Genomic DNA, 22,637 nt, shown 5'->3' with positions numbered 1-22,637 from the left:
AGGTGCTTACGGGCGTGGGGGCCGGCTCGCCCGCTCTTCGGCCGCCCGCTCGCGCATGGCCATAAACAGCGCGATAAATACCGAGACAAACGGCAGCAGCAGCCCCAGTCCAAACCACCGCCAGAACGAGCGGCCGTAGTTATAGGCAATGTAGCCGGTGATGGGCGCGAAGACGAGCAGCGAAACCCCAAAAATGAGCAGTAGGCGAAGAAGGAACACAGGAATTGAGGGGAATGGAATGATTGATTATGGTCATGCAGAGCGCAGCGAAGCATCTTTACCGCTTCGTTGGCTCGGTTGAATTACTACTGCGGGAAAAATGCTTCGCTGCGCTCTGCATGACGGTCTACCAGGGCCTTGGCTTTACCGCACCTTGCCGCGCTTCACCAGGTAAGCATACAGTACTTTTTCGAACGGCTCGCGCACGTCCACGGGCACGAAATCGATGCGGAGCTGGCCGCAGCGCAGGGCTAGCTCCTGCTCATAGGCCGTCATGGCCGCCTGGTACTGCTCTTTCACCTGCGAAGGCTGAAGCTTGATTTCGAGGCCGGTTTCCACGTCTTCAAAAATGTAAGGCCGCTCGGAAAATTCGAAATCCGCCTCGGTAGCCCGGTCGAGAATGTGGAACAGCAGCACCTCGTGGTGCTGGTGCTTGAGGTGTTGCAGGGCGGCCAAGGCCGTTTCCTGCTCCTCGGCACCGCGCCCCAGCATGTCGCTGAACAGGATGACGAGCGAGCGTTTCGGAATCTGCCGGGCAATGGCGTGAATGGTGCCGGCCACGTCGGTGCCCCGGCCGGTTTTGGGCGCGGGCGGGCGCTCCAGCAGCTGTTGCAGCGCTAGCAGCAGCGTGTGCCGGTGGGTGCTGGTGGAGCGCACCGGCGTTTGCAGCTCAATGGCGTCGGCGAAGGTGACGAGGCCCACGGCATCGCGCTGGCGGGTGAGCAGTGTAGTGAGCGCGGCGGCCGCCAGAATGCTGAATTTCAGCTTATCGAAGCCCGGCGCGGGGTAGTACATGCTGGGGCTCACATCGAGCAGAATATGCGCCCGCAGGTTGGTTTCTTCCTCGTAGCGCTTCACGAAAAGCTTGTCGGTGCGGGCAAAAACCTTCCAGTCGATGTGCCGCGTGCTCTCGCCGGGGTTATACAGGCGGTGCTCCGAAAACTCCACCGAAAACCCGTGGTAGGGCGACTGGTGCAGGCCGGTAATGAACCCATCCACGAGCTGGCGGGCCAGAAACTCAAGGTTCTCGAAGGAGCGGATGGCGGCGAGGTCGAGGGGCATGGGGTGGGCGGGGGAGGAGGCTTTGGGGCTATAAAGAACGGTCATGCCGAGCGCAGCCGAGGCATCTCGCTTGTGATAGTAAATCAATCGAAAGGATTACTGCTGCACGCGAGATGCCTCGGCTGCGCTCGGCATGACCGTTCTGCTTCCAAACGTTCTGTCTGCTTAACACCCCAGCCCCGCCCTCCGTTTATCTTTACCGCAACTTTCGTAAGTTAGGCCTTTCAACCAACCGACCGTTTCTATTTCCCACCCATACCCCCAACCCATCGCCGTGGACGACCGTCACGACCAGGAAGAAATTTATTCCCAACGCATTAAAGCCGGCAAGCGCACGTACTTCTTCGACGTGAAAGCCACCCGCGGCCAGGATTACTACCTGACCATCACCGAGAGCAAGCGCCGCCAGAACGGCGACGACTCCGTTTCGTACGAAAAGCACAAAATTTTCCTCTACAAGGAAGATTTCCTCAAGTTCGTGGATGCCCTGCAGGACGCCGTGGACTATGTGCGCGAGGAGCTGCTGAGTCCCGAGGAAGTGGCCGAGCTCGACCGCCCCCGCGAGTACGACGACCGCGACCAGCCCCGCCGCGAGGTGGAGCGCCCCGCCTTCGACCCCAACCGCAGCGACGACGCATATTAGGGCTTTTGATAAGCAGAAAGCCCGCCATGCAGCGCGCAGCGAAGCATCTTTACCTCATAGCAAACCAATCGACAGGAGTTAGTATCGAGGTAAAGATGCTTCGTTGCGCGCTGCATGACAGATGCCCCAAAACGGCGTAATCAGACTTTCGTCTGGCTGCGCCGTTTTGCGTTACCGCAAGCCGTACCTTTGCAGCCGAATTGCCCCCAATTCATAATTGATAATTCATAATTTATAATTCCAAAAAATGGGCCTCCGCTGCGGTATCGTCGGCTTGCCGAACGTCGGTAAATCCACCCTTTTCAACGCGCTTTCGAACGCCAAGGCCGAGTCGGCCAACTACCCGTTCTGCACCATCGAGCCCAACGTGGGCGTTATCACCGTGCCCGATGAGCGCCTCCAGATTCTGGAAGCCCTCGTGAACCCCAAGCGCGTGCTGCCCACCATCATCGAGTTTGTCGACATTGCCGGCCTTGTGAAGGGTGCCAGCAAGGGCGAAGGCCTGGGCAATAAATTCCTGGCCAACATTCGCGAGGTAGATGCCATTATCCACGTGGTGCGCTGCTTCGAGGACGAAAACATCGTGCACGTAGCCGGCGGGGTTGACCCCGTGTTCGATAAAGATGTTATCGACACCGAGCTGCAGCTTAAAGACCTGGAAAGCGTTGATAAGAAGCTGGTGAAATCGGAGCGCAGCGCCAAAGCCGGCGATGCCGTAGCCAAGAAGGAAGTAGCAGTACTTCAGCGTTTCAAGGATGCCCTGGAGGCCGGCCAGAACGCCCGCGCCCTCAGCGCCACCCCCGATGAGCTGGAAGCAGTAGCCGATTTGCAGTTGCTCACCATAAAGCCCGTAATTTACGTGGCCAACGTGGACGAGGCCAGCATTGCCAGCAATGGCAACAACCACGTAACCGCCCTGCGCGAGCACGTGAAGGCCGAAGGTGCCCAGGTCGTGCTGGTGTCGGCTGCCATCGAGGAGCAGATTGCCGACATGGAAGACCCCGAGGAAAAAGAGATGTTCCTGGGCGAGTACGGCCTCACCGAGTCGGGCCTGAACAAGCTCATCCGCGCCTCCTACGAACTGCTGAACCTGATTACCTACTTCACTGCCGGCGTGCAGGAGGTACGCGCCTGGACCATCCATCGCGGCGACAAAGCGCCCGCCGCCGCCGGCGTCATCCACTCCGATTTCGAGAAGGGTTTCATCCGCGCCGAGGTTATCAAGCTGCCCGATTATCAGGAGTATAAGACGGAAGTAAAAATCAAAGAAGCCGGCAAGATGGCCGTGGAAGGCAAAGAATATGTGGTGCAGGACGGCGACATCATGCACTTCCGCTTCAACGTCTAAGACCACTGATTAGCACGGATTTTAGCGGATTTCACGGATTTTGTGGACGTTAGAAATCATCAGAAAAACAAAAAGGCTTGCCACTCGGCAAGCCTTTTTGTTTTTCTGATTGCTGGATTGGGATTCGGACAGTGCAGGAATAATCGGCTACAAAATCCGTGAAATCCGCTAAAATCCGTGCTAATCAGTGGTCTATTTGCCTACCACTTTATATAGCATGCCCTTGGGCAGCTTGTCGGTGGTTTTCATGCCATTCACAATGGCCAGCTCCTGGTAGCGGCTCGACGGAACGCCGGCCGAGGCCAGGGCCGCCGCCAGCGTTTGGGTGCCGGTGGCGGTGCGGATGTGAATGTGCTCGGGCTGGCGGTTCAGCTTGCTGGCCTCCGTGAGGCGGGCGTATCCCTGAGCAGCCTGCTGAAACTGTGGCGCGTAGGAGCTGAACGAGGCCGGCTCGGCCAGTCCCACAAAAGCGTAAATGGACTTGCCATCCTGAATGAGCTGGGCCAGGACGTGGGCCGAGGAGCTCTGCTGGTCCTGGGCCTGCTGGTCGCCTTCAAACACGAGGGCCGGGAAGCCGTTGATGGTCGTTTTCTGGGCCTGCGCGTTAGCTACGCCAATGGCCTTGGCCAGGCCCGAGGCCGCCTCGTCGAGCGAGCCGCCCCCAGCGCCCAGGAATACGAGCAGGGCTTTGCCATTGGGCTCCTGCATCTGGAATTTATCGGGGGAGTTCTGCGATTTCCAGCCCGAGGGGATGGGGAAGCGGAATTTCAGGTCGGGGTGGTAAAACACGCTGTTTTCCACGAAGCCCTGGCGGGGGTCTTCGCCAAAAGTCAGGCCCTCGATGGAGCGCAGATAAGAATCGCGGTTCACGGCGAAGGTGCTGCGGCCGGCACTCTGCTTGGCCTGGGCGGCCAACTGCTTCACGCGGGTGTAGCGGTCGGCTGAGTTGGGGTGCGAACTCAGGAAAGTGGGGATGCTGCTACCGCTCTGCTCCTCGGTGCGCTGCAAGGTCTGGAAAAAGTCAGCCATGTGGCTGGCATCGTAGCCAATTTTGGTCGAATACTTTACGCCCAGACCGTCGGCCTCGTTCTCGTCGCCGCGGCTATACTTGAGCATCCACAGGCCCACGCCCTGCTGCACTACGCCGCCCACAGACTGCATCACCCGCGGAGCCACAATGGAGCCTAGCAGCATGCCAATGCCGGCAATGGTGCTGTTGCGCTGCTGCTTTTTGCCGTGCTGGGCGGTGATGTGGCCAAGCTCGTGCCCAAGCACGCCGGAGAACTGGGCTTCATCATTGAAATACGCCATGATGCCGCGCGTGAAGTACACGTGGCCATCGGGGGTGGCGAAGGCGTTGATAACGGGCGAATCGACCACGGTGAAGCCGTAGTCGCCGGGGCGGTCCGAAATGGCCGCCATGGCCTTGCCCCGCGCCGTGATGAGCTGCTGCAGCTTGGCGTTATTATACAAGCCAAACTGGGCGATAACGGCCGGGTCGGGCTTGGCGCCTTGCAGCGGGCGGGCGGCCGGAATAGCGCGGGCCGAAGCCGTGGCCGGGCGGCGGGCCGCCCAGTCGGTCATGCTGGAAGAGCTGGCCAGAGGCAGCAGTAATGAAAGCAGCGCGCCGGTGCGCAGGGCAGGAAGAAACGAAAGATTCATGGGAATAAATAAAGCGGAATTTACCGGTGAAGAACAGCGGATGGGCCTGCAACGGCGGCGGGGCAAATGCGGTTACGCCGCGCTACGGTTGGGCCCCATGGGGTGGGCGGTTAGCTTTGCGATGGCGCCGGCCGGGGCAGGCTCCGCTGGGGTTATGCCATTTTCCTGCCAGTTTGTGGCCAAACCAGTCACATTCACTCAAAACACACCCGATAACCGGGAACATTGCGTCTGATTTTGCCTGGTTGTATTTCAAATTTTAGGATGATTATTCCCCGTTCGTGGCCCGTGTGGCTGCCCGCAGCTTTTTTGTTTCTGGCGTGTAGCCGCCAGCCCACGGCCAGCAGCACCAGCCGGTTTGCCCCCGCGCCGCCGGTGGTGGATGGGCGGGCCAGCGAGTGGACCGACTCGCTGCACTACGACCCCATCAGCAAGCTGCAATACCAGGTGCTGAACGATGGCCGCGCCGTGTACCTGCGCATCAAAGCCGCCGACCCGGCCACGCAGGCCAAAATTGTGCGCCTGGGCCTCACGGTCTGGCTCGATACCACGGGCCGCAACCAGCACCAGTTTGGCGTGCATTTCCCGCTGGGCCAGATGGGCGAACGCGCCCCGGCCGAAGCACGCGACCAGCAGCCCGACAACCCCGCCGACTCGCCCGCCGACCGCCAGGCCGCCCGGCGCGAGCGCATGACGCAGGTGATTGCCAACATGCGCGAGATGGAGCTCCTCAATTACAAAGGCAGCAAGGAGCCCACCCTCACCGATGCCCAGTCGCAGCTCGGCGTGAAGGCCGCCCTGGCCGTGGATGCGCAGGAAGACCTGATTTATGAGCTGGCCGTGCCGCTACGGCTGCTCTACCATAAGCTGCCCGCGCTGGCCACGGGCCAGAAAGCCGTAGTCGGCATCACGCTGGCCGGTGGCCGGCTCACCATGCCCGGCCAGGGCGGCGGCGGCATGAGTGGGGGTGGCAGTGGAATGCGCGGCAGCGGTGGCGGGGGCGGAATGCGCGGCAGCGGTGGAGGTGGTGGAATGCGGGGTGGCGGCGGCGGAATGCGCGGTGGTGGCGGCTACGGTGGCGGCCAACAATTGAGCCCCATTGCTTTGAAAACCAGCGTGCAGCTCAGCGGGAAGTAGCTAGAGCAGTTTTCGGGTTTATGTACAGCTTAGGAGGCCAGCAGGCAGTAGCGCGAACTTTGTAGTTTGCGCCCCCGCGCCGTCAGCGTAGTTCTAACGGCGCGGGGACGCGAACTACAAAGTTCGCGCTACGTGTACACGAATCTGAAAACTGCTCTAAATACGCTTTTGTATGTTGCTCAGGATTAGAGTGCTGCAGGTTGAGTGCCTGACAGAGGCTTAACTAGCAGCACGCTGCTTTGCCTTCCATTGCCAGCAAACATCCGGCACCAGCTACCTCCTCACCACTTTAATCAGAGAACCGGCATTCACTTGGTCATTCAACTGCATGCCGTTGAGAATGGCCAACTCTTCGAGGCGGTTTTCGGGGGTGCCCTGGGCCAATAGTGCCTGGCGCAGGTTGCTGCGCAGGCGCAGCTTCTGGATGTGAATGCGCTCAGGCTTGCGGTTCAGCTTATCGGGCTCGGTGAGGCGGGCAAAGCCCTGGGCCACGTTGCTGAACTGCGGCGCGAAGGCCGGGAAATCGGCTGGCGCGGCCACCCCCATGAAAGCATAGAGCGACTTGCCATCCTGAATAATGTGGCCCAGCACCCGCACCCCGGCCACCTGCTGGCCGGTCTGGGGGTCTTGCTGCACCTGGTCGGCGGTGAATACCAAGGCCGGAAAGCCGTTGATGGTAGTGCGGCGCGAGTCGGTAGCTTGCAGATTCAACTGCTTTAGCACGGCTTGAGCTGCCTCCTCCGGAGTGGCGCCGGGGGCGGGCAGCAGCACGAGCAGGGCCTTGCCGGTGGGGTCGGCCATTTGAAACTGCGAGGGCGAGTTCTGCGACTTCCAGCCCGCCGGAATCGGGAAGCGGAACTTCAGCTCGGGGTGGTAAAATATGCTGTTTTCCACGAAGCCCTGCTTGGGGTCCTCCCCATACACCAGGCCGTCGATTAGGTGCAGGTACTGGTCGCGGTTCACGGCCAGCTTGGGGCTGCCGTGCTTCTGCTGCCACTGGTCGGCTTCCTGGTGCACGGTTGCGAAGCGGTCGGCCGGGTTGGGGTGGGTGCTCAAAAAGTCGGGGATGGCCGCCCCACCTTTGGCCTCCTGCTCGCGGGCCAGGGTCTGGAAAAAATCAGCCATCTGGCTGGCGTCGTAGCCAATCTGCGACGAATAGTCCACGCCCAAGCCATCGGCCTGGCTTTCATCGTCGCGGCCGAATTTCAAAAACAGCAGCTGCAGGCCCTGCGAGGCCTGCTGGCCAAACTGCGCCAGGCGGGGCGAGGCAATCATAGCCCCCATTAGCCCCACCTGCCCCAGGATGGAATTGGTTTGCTGCCTGGCCGAGTGACGGGCCGTGATATGACCAATTTCGTGCCCTAGCACGCCGGCAAACTGCGCCTCATTGTTGAAGTGGGCCATGATGCCGCGTGTGAAATACACGTAGCCGCCGGGAATGGCGAAGGCATTAATTACCGGCGTATCCACCACCCGAAACTGGTAGGTCAGCTCGGGCCGGTGCGAAATGGCCCCCATCTGCTTACCCTTTTCGTTGATAAAGGCCTGAATTTTTTTGTCCGGGTATAAGCCCATCTGGGCAATTACGGCCGGGTCCGATTCGGCCCCCATCGCCAGTTCCTGGCCTTCCGATACCAACATCACCTCCTTCTTGCCCGTCACCGGATTCACGGCGCAGCCCACCAGTACGGTAAGTAATACAGCTAGGGTAGCGCTTGATTGGAGAAGTGGTTTTTTCATGCGGAGCGTTCTGTCCGGGCCGAACCAGTGGGCCAGGGTTGGCCCAATCGTTGCCGGCCGCCGACAGGATTCCCTTGCAAACGCAGCCCAGCGCTACGGGTTGTGCGCAGGGCGTAGCTACTGGCGGCTGTTCATATCCACGGCTTTGTAGCCGATGAGCAGGTCGGCGCGGGTGCCGGGCGGGCGGTAGTACACCAGCAGGTCGTACTGGTTTTCGGTTTCGTAGTGCGTGCCTTCGAAGTACACTTCGTTGGGGGCTTTGCCAGCGGCTCCGGCCACGGCAAAATCGTAGTTATAGTAGCCTTGCTTGAGCAAGGCGTGGCCGGTGTAGAGCTGCTGGGCTTCGTCGTACTTCAGTCGGAACTCGTCCTTTAGCTGCCAGTCGGTGAGGGCGCCAAACACGTAGACCGGGCCGGGCGCGGGCTGCGGGGCTTTTAGCTGAAACTGCACGTCGGCGTAGTCGGCGTTGGTGGCGCCATTGCCGTATTCGCGGCTCTCGAACACGCGCTGGCCGTTGGAATCCACGTACTGGTTGTAGGCCGTCTGGCTGCGCGACACTTCGGGCTGCAGCTGCACCGTGGTCGCGGGCATGGCACGCGGGTCTACGTGCAGCACGCCAATGCCCACCGTCTGGATGGAGCGGGTATCGAAATACCGGTACTCGCTGAGGCCGGGAAAGGCATTCTCGAAGTTGAAATACTGGTAGTCGAGGCGTCGCTCGGCGTCGCGCACGAAGGTGGGGCGCAGGTTGTACTTGGCGTTGTCCCAGCGGAAGTTCTGGCGCAGCACCACCTTCACTTCCACGGCGGGGTTCACCAAATCCACGGTGCCGTAGCCAATGCTGAAGTCGAGCTGCTGCATGGTAAACCGCTCCTGCCCGCCGATGACGATGCCCGGGGCCAGCCCCACGCTCACCTGGCTCTCATACACCAGCAGCCGGCGCGACACCACCGGCACGCCGCCCGCGCTTTGCACCACCAGCAGGTAGTTGCCGCTCAGCTTCACCTGCGGGGCGCGCAGCCGGTAGTGGAAATACGGCACTTTAGTGCCCGTACCCACCCGGTAGTCGGTGATGAGAAACTCGTTGATTTCGCTCAGGAACTGCATGTCCGTCAGCACCGAAGGCTGCCAGTCCACGTCGCAGTGAATGAGCTTGGCGGTGAAGCGCTGGCTCTGCGGGCCCAGCACGTCAAACTCCAGCACGATGCTTGGGCTCTGGCCCAGCGCCACCACCGGCGGCTGCAATACCTCGTTGGGCCGGCCGGTATTCACGTAGCACTGCACGCTGCGCACGTCGGGCGCGTAGGTGTAGTCCTGGTAGCGCAGGGTTTTATCGGCGTAGTATTCGGGCGGGCGCTGGGTGCCGGGCGCGGTGCTGGTGATGGGGGTGCCCAGCGGCACGCAGGCAGCGGCCAGCAGCAGGAGGGAGGCAAGGGGAAGAAAGCGCATGGCACGAAAGTACGGTTGCCTGCCCGCCAATGCCGGGCGCAACGGCTGCGCAGCGTTATTTTACGTTACCAAAAGGGCGGCCCTGGTGCCCAGCCGGCATTGCCGGCCGCACGCAGCCGTCGTTCACATGTTCTCTTTCCCATTCCAATTCCCCCGCCCCATGCGCGTACACACCCAGGAAACCCAAGCCAGCCTCACGCCCAAAACGTCGCTGCAGATTTTAAAAGAAGGCAATAGCCGCTTCGTCAACAACCTGAAAGCCAATCGTAACCTGCTGGAACAAGCTGGCTACACCGCCGACGGCCAATTCCCGTTTGCCGTTATCCTGAGCTGCATCGACAGCCGGACGTCGGCCGAGCTGATTTTTGACCAGGGCCTGGGCGATGTCTTCAGCGTGCGCGTTGCGGGCAACATCATCAACGAAGACATTCTGGGCAGCATGGAATTTGCCTGCAAAGTGGCCGGCTCGAAAATTATCGTGGTGCTGGGCCACACCAAATGCGGTGCCGTGAAGGGCGCCTGCGACCACGTGGAAATGGGCAACCTGACGGCCCTGCTCAATAAAATTCAGCCGGCCGTATTCAACGAGAAAACCGAGACGGAAAACCGCACCTCCAGCAATCCGGCCTTTGTGGAAAAAGTATCCCTGATAAACGTGAAACGCACGGTGCAGGCCATCCTGGAGCGCAGCCCGATACTGAAAGAGATGATTGCGCAGGGCGAAGTGGGCATCGTGGGCGGCATGCACGACATTGCTACGGGCCAGGTGGCTTTCCTGGAAGACGAAGCGGCGTAGCGTATCAACGCCGCTGAGCGATATATACACGCATGTTGCTCAATGTACTAGCCCGGCTTCTCCGCACGACAGCCTCGGCCTTTAACTGGCAAGTAGCGGGTAGCAGGCCAAATCTGGTATGCTACCCGCTACTCAACTGCGTACTAAGGAAAAATACCCGCTATCCGGGTGACCGCTAAGTAGCGGGTATCGTAATGTTGGTGGCAATTATAAATCGACAAAACTCAATGTGGATAATCAGAATATCGTTGGACTTAACTGGAGACAAATTTTCCCCTAAGGAATTTATTAAAGAGCTGACAGACAACATTCATCTTTTCACAAGCAATGAACCTGACGACTTAAACGACAAAGACCCAGACGGAATATTTGGATTTGGTAGTTTAACTGTTCTTTGCCCCAAAATTTATGGACTGCAATATGAAATGACTGAATATGAAAAGTGGTATTTAGACTTCATAGACAATAACAAACAACTGATTGACAAAAATGGAGTGACCGAAATGAGTTTATACATAGAAATTTTTGACAACGGTGGACAATTAAACTTTGAAATCTTTTCAAGAGAATTATTAAAAAAGGTTGGACAATATGAAATTGCAATTCCAATTAGTTATTACAGGTTGACAACTGAACAAATAATTGAAATGCTTGACGAGACAGAAATTTCAAAAGAAGAACTCGAAGAATATATTCGTGTGGGCTGACAAAACTGCCACCAACAAGGGGCTTTGTGTAAGCGGGGCGGAAGAATAAACCATCGGCGGAAGTACGATGCTGTGCAGCGGCTCCCAGCAGGAAATTGTTTATTTAGCAGCGGTTTCTTTGTGCGGCTTTTCAATCTATATTTGGCTTAAGCTATGGGCGGAAGAATAACAAAACCCCCGCCTAGACAAAGCCCTAACGTTGCCATTAAAAAAGCCTCTCCAGAAGCAATTGCTTCCAGAGAGGCTTTCAGTTTTTAAATAGCTTTCGACTACACTTCCGCCAGCATTTCCCAACGGTCATTCAACTGCGCCAACTCCTTCTTTACCTGCTCAAATTTCATCGTTGCATCTTTCAGCTGCGATGAGTTTTCGTAGATTTTCGGGTCGGCGAGCTGCTTTTCGTAGCCGGCCAATTCCTTTTCCAGCGTGTCGATTTTGGCTTCTACTTCGGCCAGTTCTTTCAGCGCCTTTTTCTGGTCGGGCGAGGACGTTTTGGCGGGAGCAGACTCGGGTTTTTTGTCCTCCTTGTGCTGCGGCTTGGGGGCCGAGGGGCTGGGCAGGCCTGCTTTCTTGGCGGCCTTTTCGCGGTCTTCCTGCCAGGTTTCGTACTCGGCGTAGGTGCCGGGGTACTCTTTCAGCTGAAAATCCTCGATGTACCAGATTTTGGTGGCCACGTTTTCCACGAAGAACCGGTCGTGACTAATCACGATGAATGTGCCCTGGTACTGCTCCAGTGCCTGAATCAGGATGTTTACCGATACCATGTCCAAGTGGTTGGTCGGTTCGTCAAGCAGCAGGAAGTTGGCTTCCGAAATCAGGGTCTTGGCCAGGGCCACGCGGCTTTTCTCGCCACCGCTGAGGACTTTGATTTTCTTGAAAACCTCCTCGCCCGTGAACAGGAACGAGCCCAGTACCGAGCGCAACTCCATGTCGTTGCGCTTCGAGCCGGCCTCGCTCATCTCCTGCAAAATCTCGTTGTCGAGCGTCAGCGACTCCAGCTGGTGCTGGGCGTAGAACGACATAATCACGTTGTGGCCCAGCTGGTGCTTGCCGTTGGTGGGCGCTTCGGTGCCGGCCACGAGGCGCATAAGCGTCGATTTGCCCTTGCCGTTGGCGCCGATGAGGGCAATTTTGTCGCCCCGCTCGATGTGCACGTTCGTGTCGCGGAAAATCAGCTTTTGGTCGTACTTCTTCGTCACGTGCTCCATGCGCAGAATGTGGCGGCCGGGCTCAACTTTGAAGGTGAACTTCATGTTGATTTTGGCGGCGTCCTGGGCCACGTCCTCAATGCGCTCCAGCTTGTCGAGGGCCTTCACGCGGCTTTGGGCCTGCTTGGCCTTGCTGGCCTTGGCCTTAAAGCGCTCAATGAACTTCTCAGCCTGCCGAATCTGGGCCTGCTGGTTATCAAAAGCACCTTTCTGAATGAGGTTGCGCTCCACCTTTTCTTCGAGGTAGTAGCTGTAGTTGCCGGCGTAGGGCACCAGCTTGCCGCCAATCACCTCCACGGTGGTATTAGTAGTGCGGTCGAGGAAAGCCCGGTCGTGGCTCACGATGATGACCGCGCCTTCGTAGTCGGCCAGGTAGTTCTCAATCCACTTAATAGATGGCAAGTCCAGGTGGTTGGTAGGTTCGTCGAGCAGCAGGAGCGAGGGCTGCTGGAGCAGGATTTTGGCCAGCATCACGCGCATGCGCCAGCCGCCCGAAAAGCTTTTCAGCGGCTTGGTCAGCTCCTCGGTCGTGAAGCCCAGGCCTTCGAGAATTTCCTCGGCGCGGGCCTGCATGGTGTAGCCGCCCAGCGCCTCAAACCGCTCCTGCATGGTGGCCAGCTTGTCGATGAGGTCATCGGAATAATCGGTTTCGAACAGCACCAGAATATCGTCGATTTTCTTCTGCAGCTCCAGCGCTTCCTCAAAGGCCTGCATGGCTACGTGCAGAATGCTCTCGTGCGTGTCGTAGCTCAACAAATCCTGGTTGAGAAAGCCCAGGCTCACCTCTTTGCTCATCGAAATCGTGCCGCCGTCGGCCTTGTACTCGCCTACGAGCAGGCGCAGCAGGGTCGATTTACCGGTGCCGTTGAGGCCGATGAGGCCGATTTTATCCTTGGGCTTGATGTGCAGGCTGGCGTTGTCGTACAGCGCACGGGAACCGAAGTGGAAGTCGAGGTCGGAGATTGAAATCATGGGGTCGCGGGGTATTCAGGCACAAAGGTACGGCCGAGGGAGGAGCCGCCGGCTAAAAAACCACATTGCCCGATTGTGCAACTACCGAATGGGGCCGGAAAGTGCGAAACGGAATAGTGCGTTTGGGCGGACTTTGCTTCTTAATCGGTTATCCAACCAGGCAGTCATGCAGAGCGCAGCGAAGCATGACTGCCTTTTGTTGTTCTATTTGGACAAACCCTTCGGCAATGGCGCTTCGTCCTGGGCTTCGCTCAGCTTCTGGGCGATTTTCTGGGGCACGCCCACGTTGTTGAACAGGCCGCTTACTACGCCCTGCCGCCAGAGGGCGAACACCGAAAAGCGCGGCTCGCGGGTGCTTTTCATCTCGCCGGTTACCAGCTTGCCGCGCTTGCGCGGGTTCTGGTCCCGAATTACCACGACGTTGACGGCTTTAGAGATAACGCGCTTGATGAGGGTTTTCTTTACTTCTTCGTTCTTGTAGCCAAGCAGTTCCATCTGCAGGCCCGAATATTCGGCCCACATGGTGCCGGTGGAGCCCTTGCGGTCTGCCCGCATATCGAACCGGATGCGCTGCGCCTTGCCGCGCTTGAACTCGACCAGCTTGGTGGGCACGGTCATGGAATTGAGCATGGCAAACGGGCCGGGGCCGAACGCGCCCCAGATGCGGTGCCGGCCCTTGGGGTCAAGTAGATACATGGATACCTGGGCATCGAGCCGACACTGGTTCTGGAGGTAGGTGCTGGCCTTGCCGGTGAGGGGGTGGGCGGCAGTCTGGTGCCGGCGGTCGTTGCTCAGGTTATAGAACGTGCCGTTGAAGCGGTTGATGTTCATGGTGCCGGTGAGGGGCGTGAGCGGGCTGCGGTAGGTCGAGTACAGGTTGCCATTCACGAGGTCGAGCCGGGGCACGTCGATGATGACGGGGAGGTTGAGCATCTCCTCGGGCGATATTTTGGAGCGATTCGGGTTGATAGGGCCCCGGCCGTCGGAGGCGATGGTGACCACGGGGCTTTGCACGGTGACGCGCTTCAGGCGGAAATCGCCGTGCTCAACCAAGCCTTTGAAAGCGAGTCCGGCCAGGGTCAGGGCCTTCAATTTGATGGTAACGGCCGGGGCCTGGTAGCCCTTGTGCAGGTTCATGCCGATGGGCGAGAACTGGGGTTTCAAGAGCATGTCGCTGAATACCAGTTGCTGGGCATCGGTATCGAGGTGCACATGCGCGCTGCTGGCCTCGTAAAAGGGCGGGTCGAAGGGTGCCGACAGCTGGCCGGTGTTCAGCAGCCAGGCGCGGGCGTAGGCTATGCGGCCCGGGTCGGCATTGGCCGCCGAGTCGATGCGGATGGCGGTGGCCCTCACGTTCAGGTCGCGCACCTGGGGGGCGTGCCGCCAGCGGCCGAAAAGCAGCTCGCCGTGGTTCACCCGCACCACGGCCAAATCGGAGCGGCGCAGGTACTTCGATAGCAATTTCCAGAAGGGCGGGGGTGGCTGAACGGGCGGCGTGAAGTGGAGGTTGGGCCGGTCCAGGACCAGGGTTTGGGCTTGAAAGTGCTTTTGTTGAAGGGCTTTCGCATCGAGCCCGGCCAGTGCCAGGCTGGGCAGCACCAGGTCGACGCGCAGGCCACCGGGCTTGCCCTGCCCCGGCGCGGGCGGCCGAATCCGCACCGAGCGCAGCGTAAACGTGCCCGCCGAAGTCGACAGCTTCAGGCTACCCAGCGCCAGCGCATGCGCCGCCACAGTGGCCTGGCTGCGGCCCAGCGCCACTTCCCAGGCCTTGGCGAAGAAAATGCGTTGCGCGTTGGGCGCGTTCACCGAGTCGAAATGGATGGCCGTACCCGCCACTTCCAGACCATGGATGGTCGGGTCAGCTGCCGCGCCGGTTACGTGTACGTAGCCGCCGCGCACGGCCAGGTGGGCCAAATCCAGGCTTTTGAGATAATCCGTGGCCGACTTCGAATTTCCCGCCGAATTGTTGGCCGGTAAAACGGCCGTGAGTTGCGGTTGCTGAATCAGCAGCGAATCGGCCCGGAACCGGTGCTGGTGCTGCAACGCTGCCGCCCGCAGGCCCGTGAGGCGCAGGCGCGGCAGCAGCAAATCGACGCGGGGCTGGCCGGCACGGGCGGCCTCCAGCGGCTGCACGCGCCCGGAATCGAGCTGAATCAGGTGGTCGGCGGTGGCAATGGTGAGCCCGGCCACGGCCAGCTGGTGGCCAGCCGCCTGCCCCTGGGCGTGTTGCAGCAGCAGTTTCCAGCCAATGGCGTAGCCCAGGCGTTGCGAATCGGCCGCGCCGGCCGCGCTGATGAGCAGGTTTTGCGCGCTTAAATCGGCGCGTCGGAAGCGGGCCGTGGGCGGGGCCTGCGCCCCGCCGGGCTGGTAGTTGGCGCGGGTGTGCAGCAGGCCGAAGTAGCCAATATCCAGCCCTTTGAGCTTGAGCGGCAATTGCTCGTGCAGCGGCTTGCCGGTGTTTTTGGTGGGTTTTTGGGCTAAAGCCAGTACCTCAATCCGGGCCGAGTCCAGCACCACGCTATCAATGGGCACCACGCCTTTGTGTAGCAGCGCCAGCAGCCCGATGCCCGTGACATCGAGCTGCGCCACGTCGAGCCGGACGCGGGGCAGCGTATCGGCCACGGTGGCGGCGGGGCGCAGGCGCAGGCCGCTCAGCCGAATGGCGCGCTGCCACAGACTGGTGTGCAGCGCGCCCACCTGCAGGCGGTACTGGCCGTGGGTTTGGGTGGTCACCTGCTGCTCCAGCTTGCGGCGCAGCCAGGGGTCGAGCAGCTGCTGCACCACCAGGGTAATTCCCAGCAGCACGATTGCCATGCCGAGCAGCCACCAAACCCAACGGCGCGACCGGGGCGTGGGCGCTTCCGACACGGGGAGAGCGGAGAGCGGCGGAAGGGCGGTTGGTTTTGCTGGTTCGGACACGACTGGAGGCGGAAAGCGGGTAACGCAAATGGACCCGGTCAGGGTTGTGCTTTGCTTCGTTAAGTCGATGAAAAGACCAGGTTTGCCGACCAGCGGGCCGCTTGAAAATGCCAGCTGAACAGTTGCCACCTCGGTCATATTCATTACTTTTAGCCTATGCCTACCCCATCTTCCGCCGATGCCCTGGGCGCGGCCCTGCTGGCTGCCTTCCGCCACAATTTTCAGCAGTACAAAACCCTGGCCGACCGTGCCCTGGCCCAGCTCAGCGATGCCGAGTGGCTACAGCAGCCCGCGCCGGGCAGCAACAGCGCGGCCGTCATTATGCAGCACATGGCGGGCAACCTGCGCTCGCGCTTCACCGATTTTCTGACCACCGACGGCGAAAAGCCGACCCGCCAGCGCGACCAGGAATTTGAGGAGCCCCAGGACGGTGCCGGCATTCCAGCCCTGCGACAGGAGTGGGAGGCCGCGTGGCACGTCCTGTTCAATGTGCTGAACGAGCTGCAGCCCGCCGATTTGCTGCGCATCGTCACCATTCGGGGCGAGGCGCATACCGTGCTGGAGGCCGTGCAGCGCCAGGTGGCCCACTACGCCTCGCATGCTGGGCAGCTGGTGCAGCTGGCCAAAATCATTCGGGGCGAGGATTTTCAGTCCCTGAGCATCCCGCGCGGGCAGAGCCGGCAGTTCAATCAAACCATGCAAAACCGTAAATAAACCTACCCGTGCATCTACTTGGCCGTACTCCCGTAAGCAGTGAGCCGATATTTCAGCCCGATTTCCAATCCAGCTGCCCCACCGAAAACACCGATTGGCCCCCGCCCCACATGCTCGCCATCACCACGCTGCTCAGCCCGCCCCACGCCGCCCGCATCAACCGCATCATCAAGCGGCTCGAAAAGAAATTCGGCATCGACGACGTGCAGGCCACTCCCGACCCGCACCTGACCTACCAGCTGGCCGGCGTGCATAAGCTCTCGGCCCTGAAGGAAGTGCTGGCCGACGTGGCCGCCACCACCGAGCCCTTTTCGGCCTTCACCACCGGCCTGGGCGTGTTTCCGGGCGAGCGGCCCGTCATCTACATCCCGGTGCTGCGCTCCGACGCGCTCAATGCGCTGCACCACCGCATCATCGAGGCCACCGCGCCGCTATGCCTGCGCACCGATAAGTTCAGCGGCCCCGACTGCTGGCTACCGCACATCTCCCTGGCCCTGCACGACACCACCCCCGACCTGCTGGGCCCGGTGCTGAGCTTCCTCAACGAGGAAACCTACAACCTGAAAATCGAGATAAACAACATCGCCATTCTGCGGCAGCAGGGCGAGTTTTTTCTGCAGGAAGAAACGTTTGAGTTGGGCGCAAAAGTTGCGGTGGCAGCAGCGAAGTAGTATTCATAAATGCCATATTATCAGCTCGTCATGCTCTGCATGACTGTTCTGGCATGACCGTTTTCGCATCACCAAATACCCCTACACCGACGGTGGAATCTGCGTGACATTGTCCAGGCTCTGCCACAGGTACTTGCAGGCCAGGGAGCGGTAGGGCCGCCAGGGCTCGGCAATTAGTATCATGCGCTTTTGCAGGGCGCGGCCGGTTTCCTCCAGGCCGTAATGCCGGCGCATGGCGTTCTGCACGCCCAGGTCGCCCTCGGCGAATACGTCGGGCTGGTCGAGGGCGAACATTTGCAGCATTTGCGCCGTCCAGCGGCCCACGCCTTTGATGGCGGTAAGGTGCTGCGTGAAAGCATCTTCCGAAAGGCTGGTGAGGTGCTCGTAGTCGAGCAGGCCGCGCTCATTGTATTCGGCAATGGCTTTGAGGTAGCCGGCTTTCTGGCGCGAGAGGCCGGCGGCGCGCAGCTCGTCCTCGCTCAGGGCCAGTACTTCGCGCGGCTCGGGGTAGCCCTCGGGCGGAAACAGGGCCTGGAAGCGCTTCCAGATGGCGGCGGCGGCCTTGGTCGAAATCTGCTGGCTCACAATGGCGCGCAGCAGGGCCAGGTACAGGTCTTCGTGGGGGCGCGGGTGAATGGCGCGGCCTGTGGCGATGACGGCCCCCAGAATCGGGTCGGCGGCCGAAAGGTGTTCGATGGCGGCTTGGTTGAGCATCTGGTGGGGCATTAGGTGTGCCTAGTCCGGCAGGTCGGCGGGGTCAACGGGAATCATCACAATAGCAAGCACTTCGCCGGTGGGGGAGAGGCGCAGGCCCGTAAGGTTGCGCCCGAATACCGCCCCGGTATCGATGTACATCGTGTGGGAGTCGGGGGCATGCAGGGGTTCCCCGTCGTTAATGGGGGTGTGGCCCACCACTTGCAACTGCGGCAGCCGCCGAAGCGGCCCGCGTCGCCACAAAATGCCGTCGGGGTTGTCGCGGTCCATGACTACGGCCAGCGGGAAATCGGCCAGGCCGGCGTGGCTGACCAGCACATGGTCGTTTTGCCACAGCAGCGGGCGCTGTTCGAGCCAGGGCAGATGCCGGGCCAGTAGCCTGGGCTTTAGCTTGTATTGGTCTACGGTGCTGCGGCCGCCCCAGCTCAGCCAGGCGGGGTAGGGGCCCTGGGGGCCGAAATGGTGCAGCAGGCAAAGCTCATGGTTACCCATCAGGAAAGTGGTCGACTCGGGGTACTGCTCACTCAGCTGCCGGGCGAGTTCCACGGTTTCGGGGGTACCAGTGCCCCGGTCCACCAAATCGCCCACCTGAATGAGGTGCTCGGTGGCCGGGTTCCAGTGTTTCAGCAGCTGGCTGAAGGTGCGGAAGCAGCCGTGCACATCGCCGATGATGAATAGATTCATGGCTCAGAAAACAGTAAAAAGGCAGCGGAAAGGTCCCTTTGAACGTGCGTTAGGCATGTTTTTCTACTTCTTCCGGCTGCGGCTGCGCCACGCCCAGCCAGCGCACCAGCGGCCCAATGGTTAGGCCTTGGCCGATAATCGAAAATACCACCACCACGTAGGTGATGCCCACCAGCAGCTCGCGCGGCATGCTGGCGGGCAGGCTCAGGGCCAGCGCCACGGCCAGCCCGCCCCGCAGCCCGCCCCAGGTGAGCACAATGGTGCCGTGGTCGGAAACCTTAAACGTTGACCGGATGCGCAGCAGCCCCAGCGGCAGGGCCACCGCCACCATGCGGGCCACCAGCACCACCCCAATGGCCGCTACACCCGCCAGCACCGTGCGCCCGGGAATGTGCAGCACCAGCACCTCCAGCCCCATCAGCACAAACAGCAGCGCGTTCAGCACTTCATCAATGAGCTCCCAAAACTTGTCCACATAGTTCTGCGACTCATTGGAGAGCACCCCGCCGGTGCGGCTGAAATGGCCCACCAGCAGGCCGGCCATCACCATGGCCAGCGGCCCCGAAGTGTGCAGCCGCGTGGCCAGGGCCGTGCCGCCGGCCACCAGGGCCAGCGTGATGAGCACCTCCACTTGGTAGTTGTCGATGGTGCGCAGCAGCCAGCCCGTGCCCAGCCCCAGCACGGTGCCCAGCACCAGCCCGCCCACCGTTTCGCGCAGAAAGATGCCGAGGGCGTGGCTCAGCGTGACATCGCCGGGGCCCAGCAGGGCCACTTCCAGCGTTACCACAAACAGCACCACGCCCACGCCGTCGTTGAATAGTGACTCGCCCACAATCTTGGTTTCCAGGGCTTTCGGAATATTGGCCTTGGTCAGAATGCTAAGCACGGCCACCGGGTCGGTGGGCGAAATAAGGGCCCCAAACAGCAGACAATAGATAAACGGCGTGGGCAGCCCAAACCACGGCAGCATCAGGTACATGGCCCCGGCCACGATGCCTGTGCTCAGCGGCGTGCCCACCAGCGCCAGTATGCCCACCGGCCAGCGCAGCCGCCCCAGGCTGCGGGTATCAACGTGAATGGCCCCCGCAAACAGCAGGAACCCCAGCATTACCTGCATCACGATGGTGCTGAAATCCAGCTTGTTCACCAGATTCGCGAATTTCAGCACCGGCTTTACATCGAACCGGGCCAGCCCCACCAGCGCCAGCGATGCCACCAGCCCAAGCACCATCAGGCCGATGGCGGTCGGCATTTTCAAAAAACGCAGGTTGACGTAAGCAAAGGCGGCAGCTAAAACGAGCAGAAGCGCAAGGGCAGTGTATAAATCCAAGGTAACGGGGTAAGAGTGAGGGTAATCGGTAAAGAAAAAGGGCCGTCATGCGGAGCCTGTCGAAAGCATCGCCACCGCGCAATGCAATCCAATCGTAAGAAGCTGTTTAAGTGAGCTGAGAATATCGCTGGAACGGTGTAGAGACGCATCTTTGCGTCTCGTCGTTGAAGAAAATCGCCCAACGACAAGACGCAAAGATGCGTCTCTACACCGTTTAAAATCAGAAGAATTAATTCAAATTGCTTCCAAGGATTTACTGTTGCGGTAGTGATGCTTCGACAGGCTCCGCATGACGGTCGTACAACACCAAGGTTCTACGATATTTCCGCCAGGGCGGCCTCAATGCGCGCCACCATGGCGTCGTCTACGTCCAGGTGCGTCACAAAGCGAATCCACTGCGGCCCGAAGCTGCTGGCCATGATGCCTTGTGCTTCCAGCGCGGCCAGGAAACCGGCGGCGGGCTGGGTGTCGTGCAGGCGGAAAATGACAAGGTTGGTTTCCGGGTTCAGCACCTCGGCCACGTAGGGCTGTAGGCGCAGCGTGGCGGCCAGCCGGGCGGCGCGGCGGTGGTCGTCGGCCAGGCGGTCAACATTGTTTTCCAGCGCATACAGGCCGGCGGCCGCCAGGTAGCCGGCCTGCCGCCACCCGCCGCCCATCACCTTGCGGATGCGCTTGCACTTCTGGATAAATGCCTTCGAGCCCAGCAAGACCGAGCCCACCGGCGCGCCCAGGCCTTTGCTCAAACACACCGAGATGGAGTCGAAAGTTTGTCCATAATCCTCGCTACGCTGCCCGGTAGCCACCAGGGCATTGAAAATGCGGGCCCCGTCGAGGTGCCGCGCCAGGCCGTGCCGCTTCGCCACTTCGCTGATGGCCGCCATGTCGTCCCAGCTGTAGCAGCTGCCACCGCCCCGGTTGTGCGTGTTTTCCAGGCACACGAGGCGCGTGGTGGGATAATGCACGTTTTCGGGCCGTATGGCGGCTTCCACCTGCGCGGCCGTGAGGCGGCCCCGGTCGCCGGCCAGCAGCGCCACCGACGCGCCGGAGTGAAAGGCAATACCGCCCACTTCCCACAGGTAAACGTGGGCCGTCTGCTCGCAGATAACCTCGCTCAGCGGCTCGGTGTGGGCCTTGATGGCAATCTGGTTGGTCATCGTGCCCGAGGGGCAAAACAGGCCGGCTTCCAGCCCGAAGCGGGCAGCGGCGGCTTCTTCGAGGCGGCGCACGGTGGGGTCTTCCTCATACACATCGTCGCCCACGGGCGCGGCCCACATGGCTGTCAGCATGGCGGGCGTGGGGCGGGTCACGGTATCGGAGCGCAAATCAACCAGGGGCAGTTTGGGGTTTTCAGCGGGCATATGATGGGGACAATAGTAGGGAGCGAATGGGAACCGACGCGGCAAAAGCCGCCCGGAAACCTCCTGCGCCGCAAACCAGCGCTAAGCTCCCCGGGCCGGGCAAAGCCGCCGGGGCAAAAGTAGCGCCCGAAACCCGGGGACTATCCACGGCCCGAATACGCAGTAATTCAGCAAAATGCCTTGTGGGCTTGCACTTTCAAAATGAAAGCCCTACTTTTGCCCTCCGTTTCGTAAGCCCCTAGACTTTAACCAATCCGGCACCATGTCCGTTACCCGCCTCAAGCGCAAGCACCGCAAGAACATTGCCCGCGCCAACAATAAGAAGAGCATTATCAAGGAGTTGCTCCGCACGCCCGTCCTGAAAAACGTGGACCTGGAAGAGCTGAAGTCGCGCTTCACCACTCCTGGTGCCGCCGCTCCCGCTGCTACAGCTCCCGCCGCCAAGGCTGCTAAAACCACCGGAGCCGCCGACAACGCCGCCGCTTTCGACGCCGCTGATGCCGTGACCAAGCCGGTGAACGCCGACGGTCAGGAAGGTGAGCACCCCAAGCCCGAGATTGCGCTGTAAGTAATTTTTCGCTGGCCATTGGGCACGGGCCGAAGCAATTCGGCCGGTTGCCCCGGGTAGCCCAAAAAATCGACAAGCCCCGTTTCCTGTTTTGCAGGTCGCGGGGCTTGTTGGCTTTGCCACAGGACGGGTGTCGGCTGTCACGGTGGACTGCGTCCTCCTTCACAGCGGGAACCGTTCTCAGCTGCCGCGCTTGCCCAGTTCCACGGCCTGCAAATCCACCACCTTGCCGGCCTCAATGCCAAAGCGCAGCAGCGTGCGTACCTGGTGAAAGCCGTGCTGGCCGGCTGCGCCGGGGTTCAGGTGCAGCAGGTGCCGCCGGGGGTCGGGCATTACCCGCAAAATGTGCGAGTGTCCGGTGATGAACAGCCCCGGCCGCACGCTGTCGAGTAGGGGCCGGGCAGCGGGGGCGTAGTGCCCCGGGTAGCCGCCAATGTGGGTAATTAAAACCCGCAGCCCCTCAAGCTCAAAGTCTTGAACCAGGGGCTGGGACCTTCGCACGTCCGTGCCGTCGATATTGCCGTACACGCCCCGGAAGCGCGGCGCTAACGCCTCCAGCTCGTCCACCACGCGGGAATCGCCGAAATCGCCGGCGTGCCATATTTCGTCGCAGTCGCGCAAATGATGCGCAATTCGCTCGTCGAGGTAGCCGTGGGTGTCGGAAAGCAGGCCAATACGTGTCATGCCGCAAAGATGGGGGCACCCGGCGAATCAGTCCGGCCCCGTATCTTGCAGC

20 protein-coding genes are annotated in these 22,637 nt (G+C 60.6%); 8 read left to right on the top strand and 12 right to left on the bottom strand.

Annotation, left to right across the window (positions count from 1 at the left end):
- Positions 1-6 precede the first annotated feature (6 nt).
- Together HBN54_RS11945 and HBN54_RS11940 are read right to left on the bottom strand one after the other, a co-directional pair.
- Positions 7-219, bottom strand: coding sequence for a hypothetical protein (locus HBN54_RS11945; RefSeq protein WP_168673283.1), 213 nt, complete (start codon positions 217-219; stop codon positions 7-9).
- A 144-nt stretch (positions 220-363) separates the two neighbouring features.
- Complete coding sequence (locus tag HBN54_RS11940; protein WP_168673438.1) at positions 364-1,281, bottom strand: DUF58 domain-containing protein; 918 nt, start codon at positions 1,279-1,281, stop codon at positions 364-366.
- 274 nt (positions 1,282-1,555) lie between these two features.
- On the opposite strand from HBN54_RS11940, the gene HBN54_RS11935 reads away from it, so the two are divergent.
- Together HBN54_RS11935 and ychF are read left to right on the top strand one after the other, a co-directional pair.
- Positions 1,556-1,924 carry a DUF3276 family protein gene (locus HBN54_RS11935; protein ID WP_168673437.1) on the top strand — a complete coding sequence of 123 codons (369 nt, stop codon included), beginning with the start codon at positions 1,556-1,558 and terminating at the stop codon, positions 1,922-1,924.
- A gap of 247 nt (positions 1,925-2,171) precedes the next feature.
- Complete coding sequence (ychF, locus tag HBN54_RS11930; protein ID WP_168673436.1) at positions 2,172-3,272, top strand: redox-regulated ATPase YchF; 1,101 nt, start codon at positions 2,172-2,174, stop codon at positions 3,270-3,272.
- Positions 3,273-3,464: 192 nt separating this feature from the next.
- On the opposite strand, the gene HBN54_RS11925 is transcribed toward ychF, so the two are convergent.
- Positions 3,465-4,934, bottom strand: coding sequence for a M48 family metalloprotease (locus HBN54_RS11925; protein WP_168673435.1), 1,470 nt, complete (start codon positions 4,932-4,934; stop codon positions 3,465-3,467).
- 264 nt (positions 4,935-5,198) lie between these two features.
- On the opposite strand from HBN54_RS11925, the gene HBN54_RS11920 reads away from it, so the two are divergent.
- Complete coding sequence (locus tag HBN54_RS11920; RefSeq protein ID WP_168673282.1) at positions 5,199-6,071, top strand: hypothetical protein; 873 nt, start codon at positions 5,199-5,201, stop codon at positions 6,069-6,071.
- A gap of 273 nt (positions 6,072-6,344) precedes the next feature.
- Here the strand turns inward: HBN54_RS11920 and HBN54_RS11915 are convergent, their stop codons facing one another.
- Together HBN54_RS11915 and HBN54_RS11910 are read right to left on the bottom strand one after the other, a co-directional pair.
- Entirely contained in the window at positions 6,345-7,811 is a 1,467-nt protein-coding gene (locus HBN54_RS11915) for a M48 family metalloprotease (protein ID WP_168673434.1), read from the bottom strand.
- 117 nt (positions 7,812-7,928) lie between these two features.
- Entirely contained in the window at positions 7,929-9,260 is a 1,332-nt protein-coding gene (locus HBN54_RS11910; RefSeq protein WP_168673433.1) for a type IX secretion system plug protein, read from the bottom strand.
- A gap of 160 nt (positions 9,261-9,420) precedes the next feature.
- Between HBN54_RS11910 and HBN54_RS11905 the strand changes: the two genes are divergently transcribed.
- Positions 9,421-10,056, top strand: a complete 636-nt coding sequence (locus HBN54_RS11905) for a carbonic anhydrase family protein (protein WP_168673432.1) — start codon at positions 9,421-9,423, stop codon at positions 10,054-10,056.
- A 248-nt stretch (positions 10,057-10,304) separates the two neighbouring features.
- Positions 10,305-10,763, top strand: a complete 459-nt coding sequence (locus HBN54_RS11900) for a hypothetical protein (RefSeq protein ID WP_168673431.1) — start codon at positions 10,305-10,307, stop codon at positions 10,761-10,763.
- A 269-nt stretch (positions 10,764-11,032) separates the two neighbouring features.
- On the opposite strand, the gene abc-f is transcribed toward HBN54_RS11900, so the two are convergent.
- Positions 11,033-12,943 carry a ribosomal protection-like ABC-F family protein gene (gene abc-f / locus HBN54_RS11895; RefSeq protein WP_168673430.1) on the bottom strand — a complete coding sequence of 637 codons (1,911 nt, stop codon included), beginning with the start codon at positions 12,941-12,943 and terminating at the stop codon, positions 11,033-11,035.
- A 204-nt stretch (positions 12,944-13,147) separates the two neighbouring features.
- Complete coding sequence (locus tag HBN54_RS11890) at positions 13,148-15,811, bottom strand: AsmA family protein (protein WP_168673429.1); 2,664 nt, start codon at positions 15,809-15,811, stop codon at positions 13,148-13,150.
- Between the two features lie 207 nt (positions 15,812-16,018).
- Here HBN54_RS11890 and HBN54_RS11885 point away from each other — a divergent pair, with 207 nt between their 5' ends.
- Positions 16,019-16,576 carry a DUF1572 family protein gene (locus HBN54_RS11885; protein ID WP_168673428.1) on the top strand — a complete coding sequence of 186 codons (558 nt, stop codon included), beginning with the start codon at positions 16,019-16,021 and terminating at the stop codon, positions 16,574-16,576.
- 110 nt (positions 16,577-16,686) lie between these two features.
- Positions 16,687-17,247 carry a 2'-5' RNA ligase family protein gene (locus HBN54_RS11880; RefSeq protein WP_168673427.1) on the top strand — a complete coding sequence of 187 codons (561 nt, stop codon included), beginning with the start codon at positions 16,687-16,689 and terminating at the stop codon, positions 17,245-17,247.
- A gap of 81 nt (positions 17,248-17,328) precedes the next feature.
- Here HBN54_RS11880 and HBN54_RS11875 read toward each other — a convergent pair whose 3' ends face one another.
- The 4 genes from HBN54_RS11875 to HBN54_RS11860 form a co-directional block, all read right to left on the bottom strand.
- Positions 17,329-17,961, bottom strand: a complete 633-nt coding sequence (locus tag HBN54_RS11875; RefSeq protein WP_168673426.1) for a DNA-3-methyladenine glycosylase family protein — start codon at positions 17,959-17,961, stop codon at positions 17,329-17,331.
- Positions 17,962-17,982: 21 nt separating this feature from the next.
- The gene (locus HBN54_RS11870) at positions 17,983-18,645 is read right to left on the bottom strand and encodes a metallophosphoesterase (RefSeq protein WP_168673425.1); all 663 of its coding nucleotides are present in this window, start codon (positions 18,643-18,645) and stop codon (positions 17,983-17,985) included.
- Positions 18,646-18,694: 49 nt separating this feature from the next.
- The gene (locus tag HBN54_RS11865; protein WP_168673424.1) at positions 18,695-19,975 is read right to left on the bottom strand and encodes a cation:proton antiporter; all 1,281 of its coding nucleotides are present in this window, start codon (positions 19,973-19,975) and stop codon (positions 18,695-18,697) included.
- A 314-nt stretch (positions 19,976-20,289) separates the two neighbouring features.
- A complete protein-coding gene (locus tag HBN54_RS11860; protein ID WP_168673423.1) occupies positions 20,290-21,333 on the bottom strand; it encodes a threonine aldolase family protein in 1,044 nt (347 codons plus the stop codon).
- 262 nt (positions 21,334-21,595) lie between these two features.
- Here HBN54_RS11860 and HBN54_RS11855 point away from each other — a divergent pair, with 262 nt between their 5' ends.
- Positions 21,596-21,901: a hypothetical protein gene (locus HBN54_RS11855; protein ID WP_168673281.1), complete on the top strand. Its 306-nt coding sequence runs from the start codon at positions 21,596-21,598 to the stop codon at positions 21,899-21,901.
- A 180-nt stretch (positions 21,902-22,081) separates the two neighbouring features.
- Here the strand turns inward: HBN54_RS11855 and HBN54_RS11850 are convergent, their stop codons facing one another.
- On the bottom strand, positions 22,082-22,585 hold the full coding sequence (locus HBN54_RS11850; RefSeq protein ID WP_168673422.1) for a metallophosphoesterase family protein: 504 nt from the start codon (positions 22,583-22,585) through the stop codon (positions 22,082-22,084).
- Between the last annotated feature and the right edge of the window lie 52 nt (positions 22,586-22,637).

The sequence above is a fragment of the Hymenobacter artigasi genome (genome assembly GCF_012275535.1).
Classification (GTDB): domain Bacteria; phylum Bacteroidota; class Bacteroidia; order Cytophagales; family Hymenobacteraceae; genus Hymenobacter; species Hymenobacter artigasi.
Note: the sequence above shows the minus strand (reverse complement) of the source record. Positions and strands in the feature narration are given on the sequence as shown.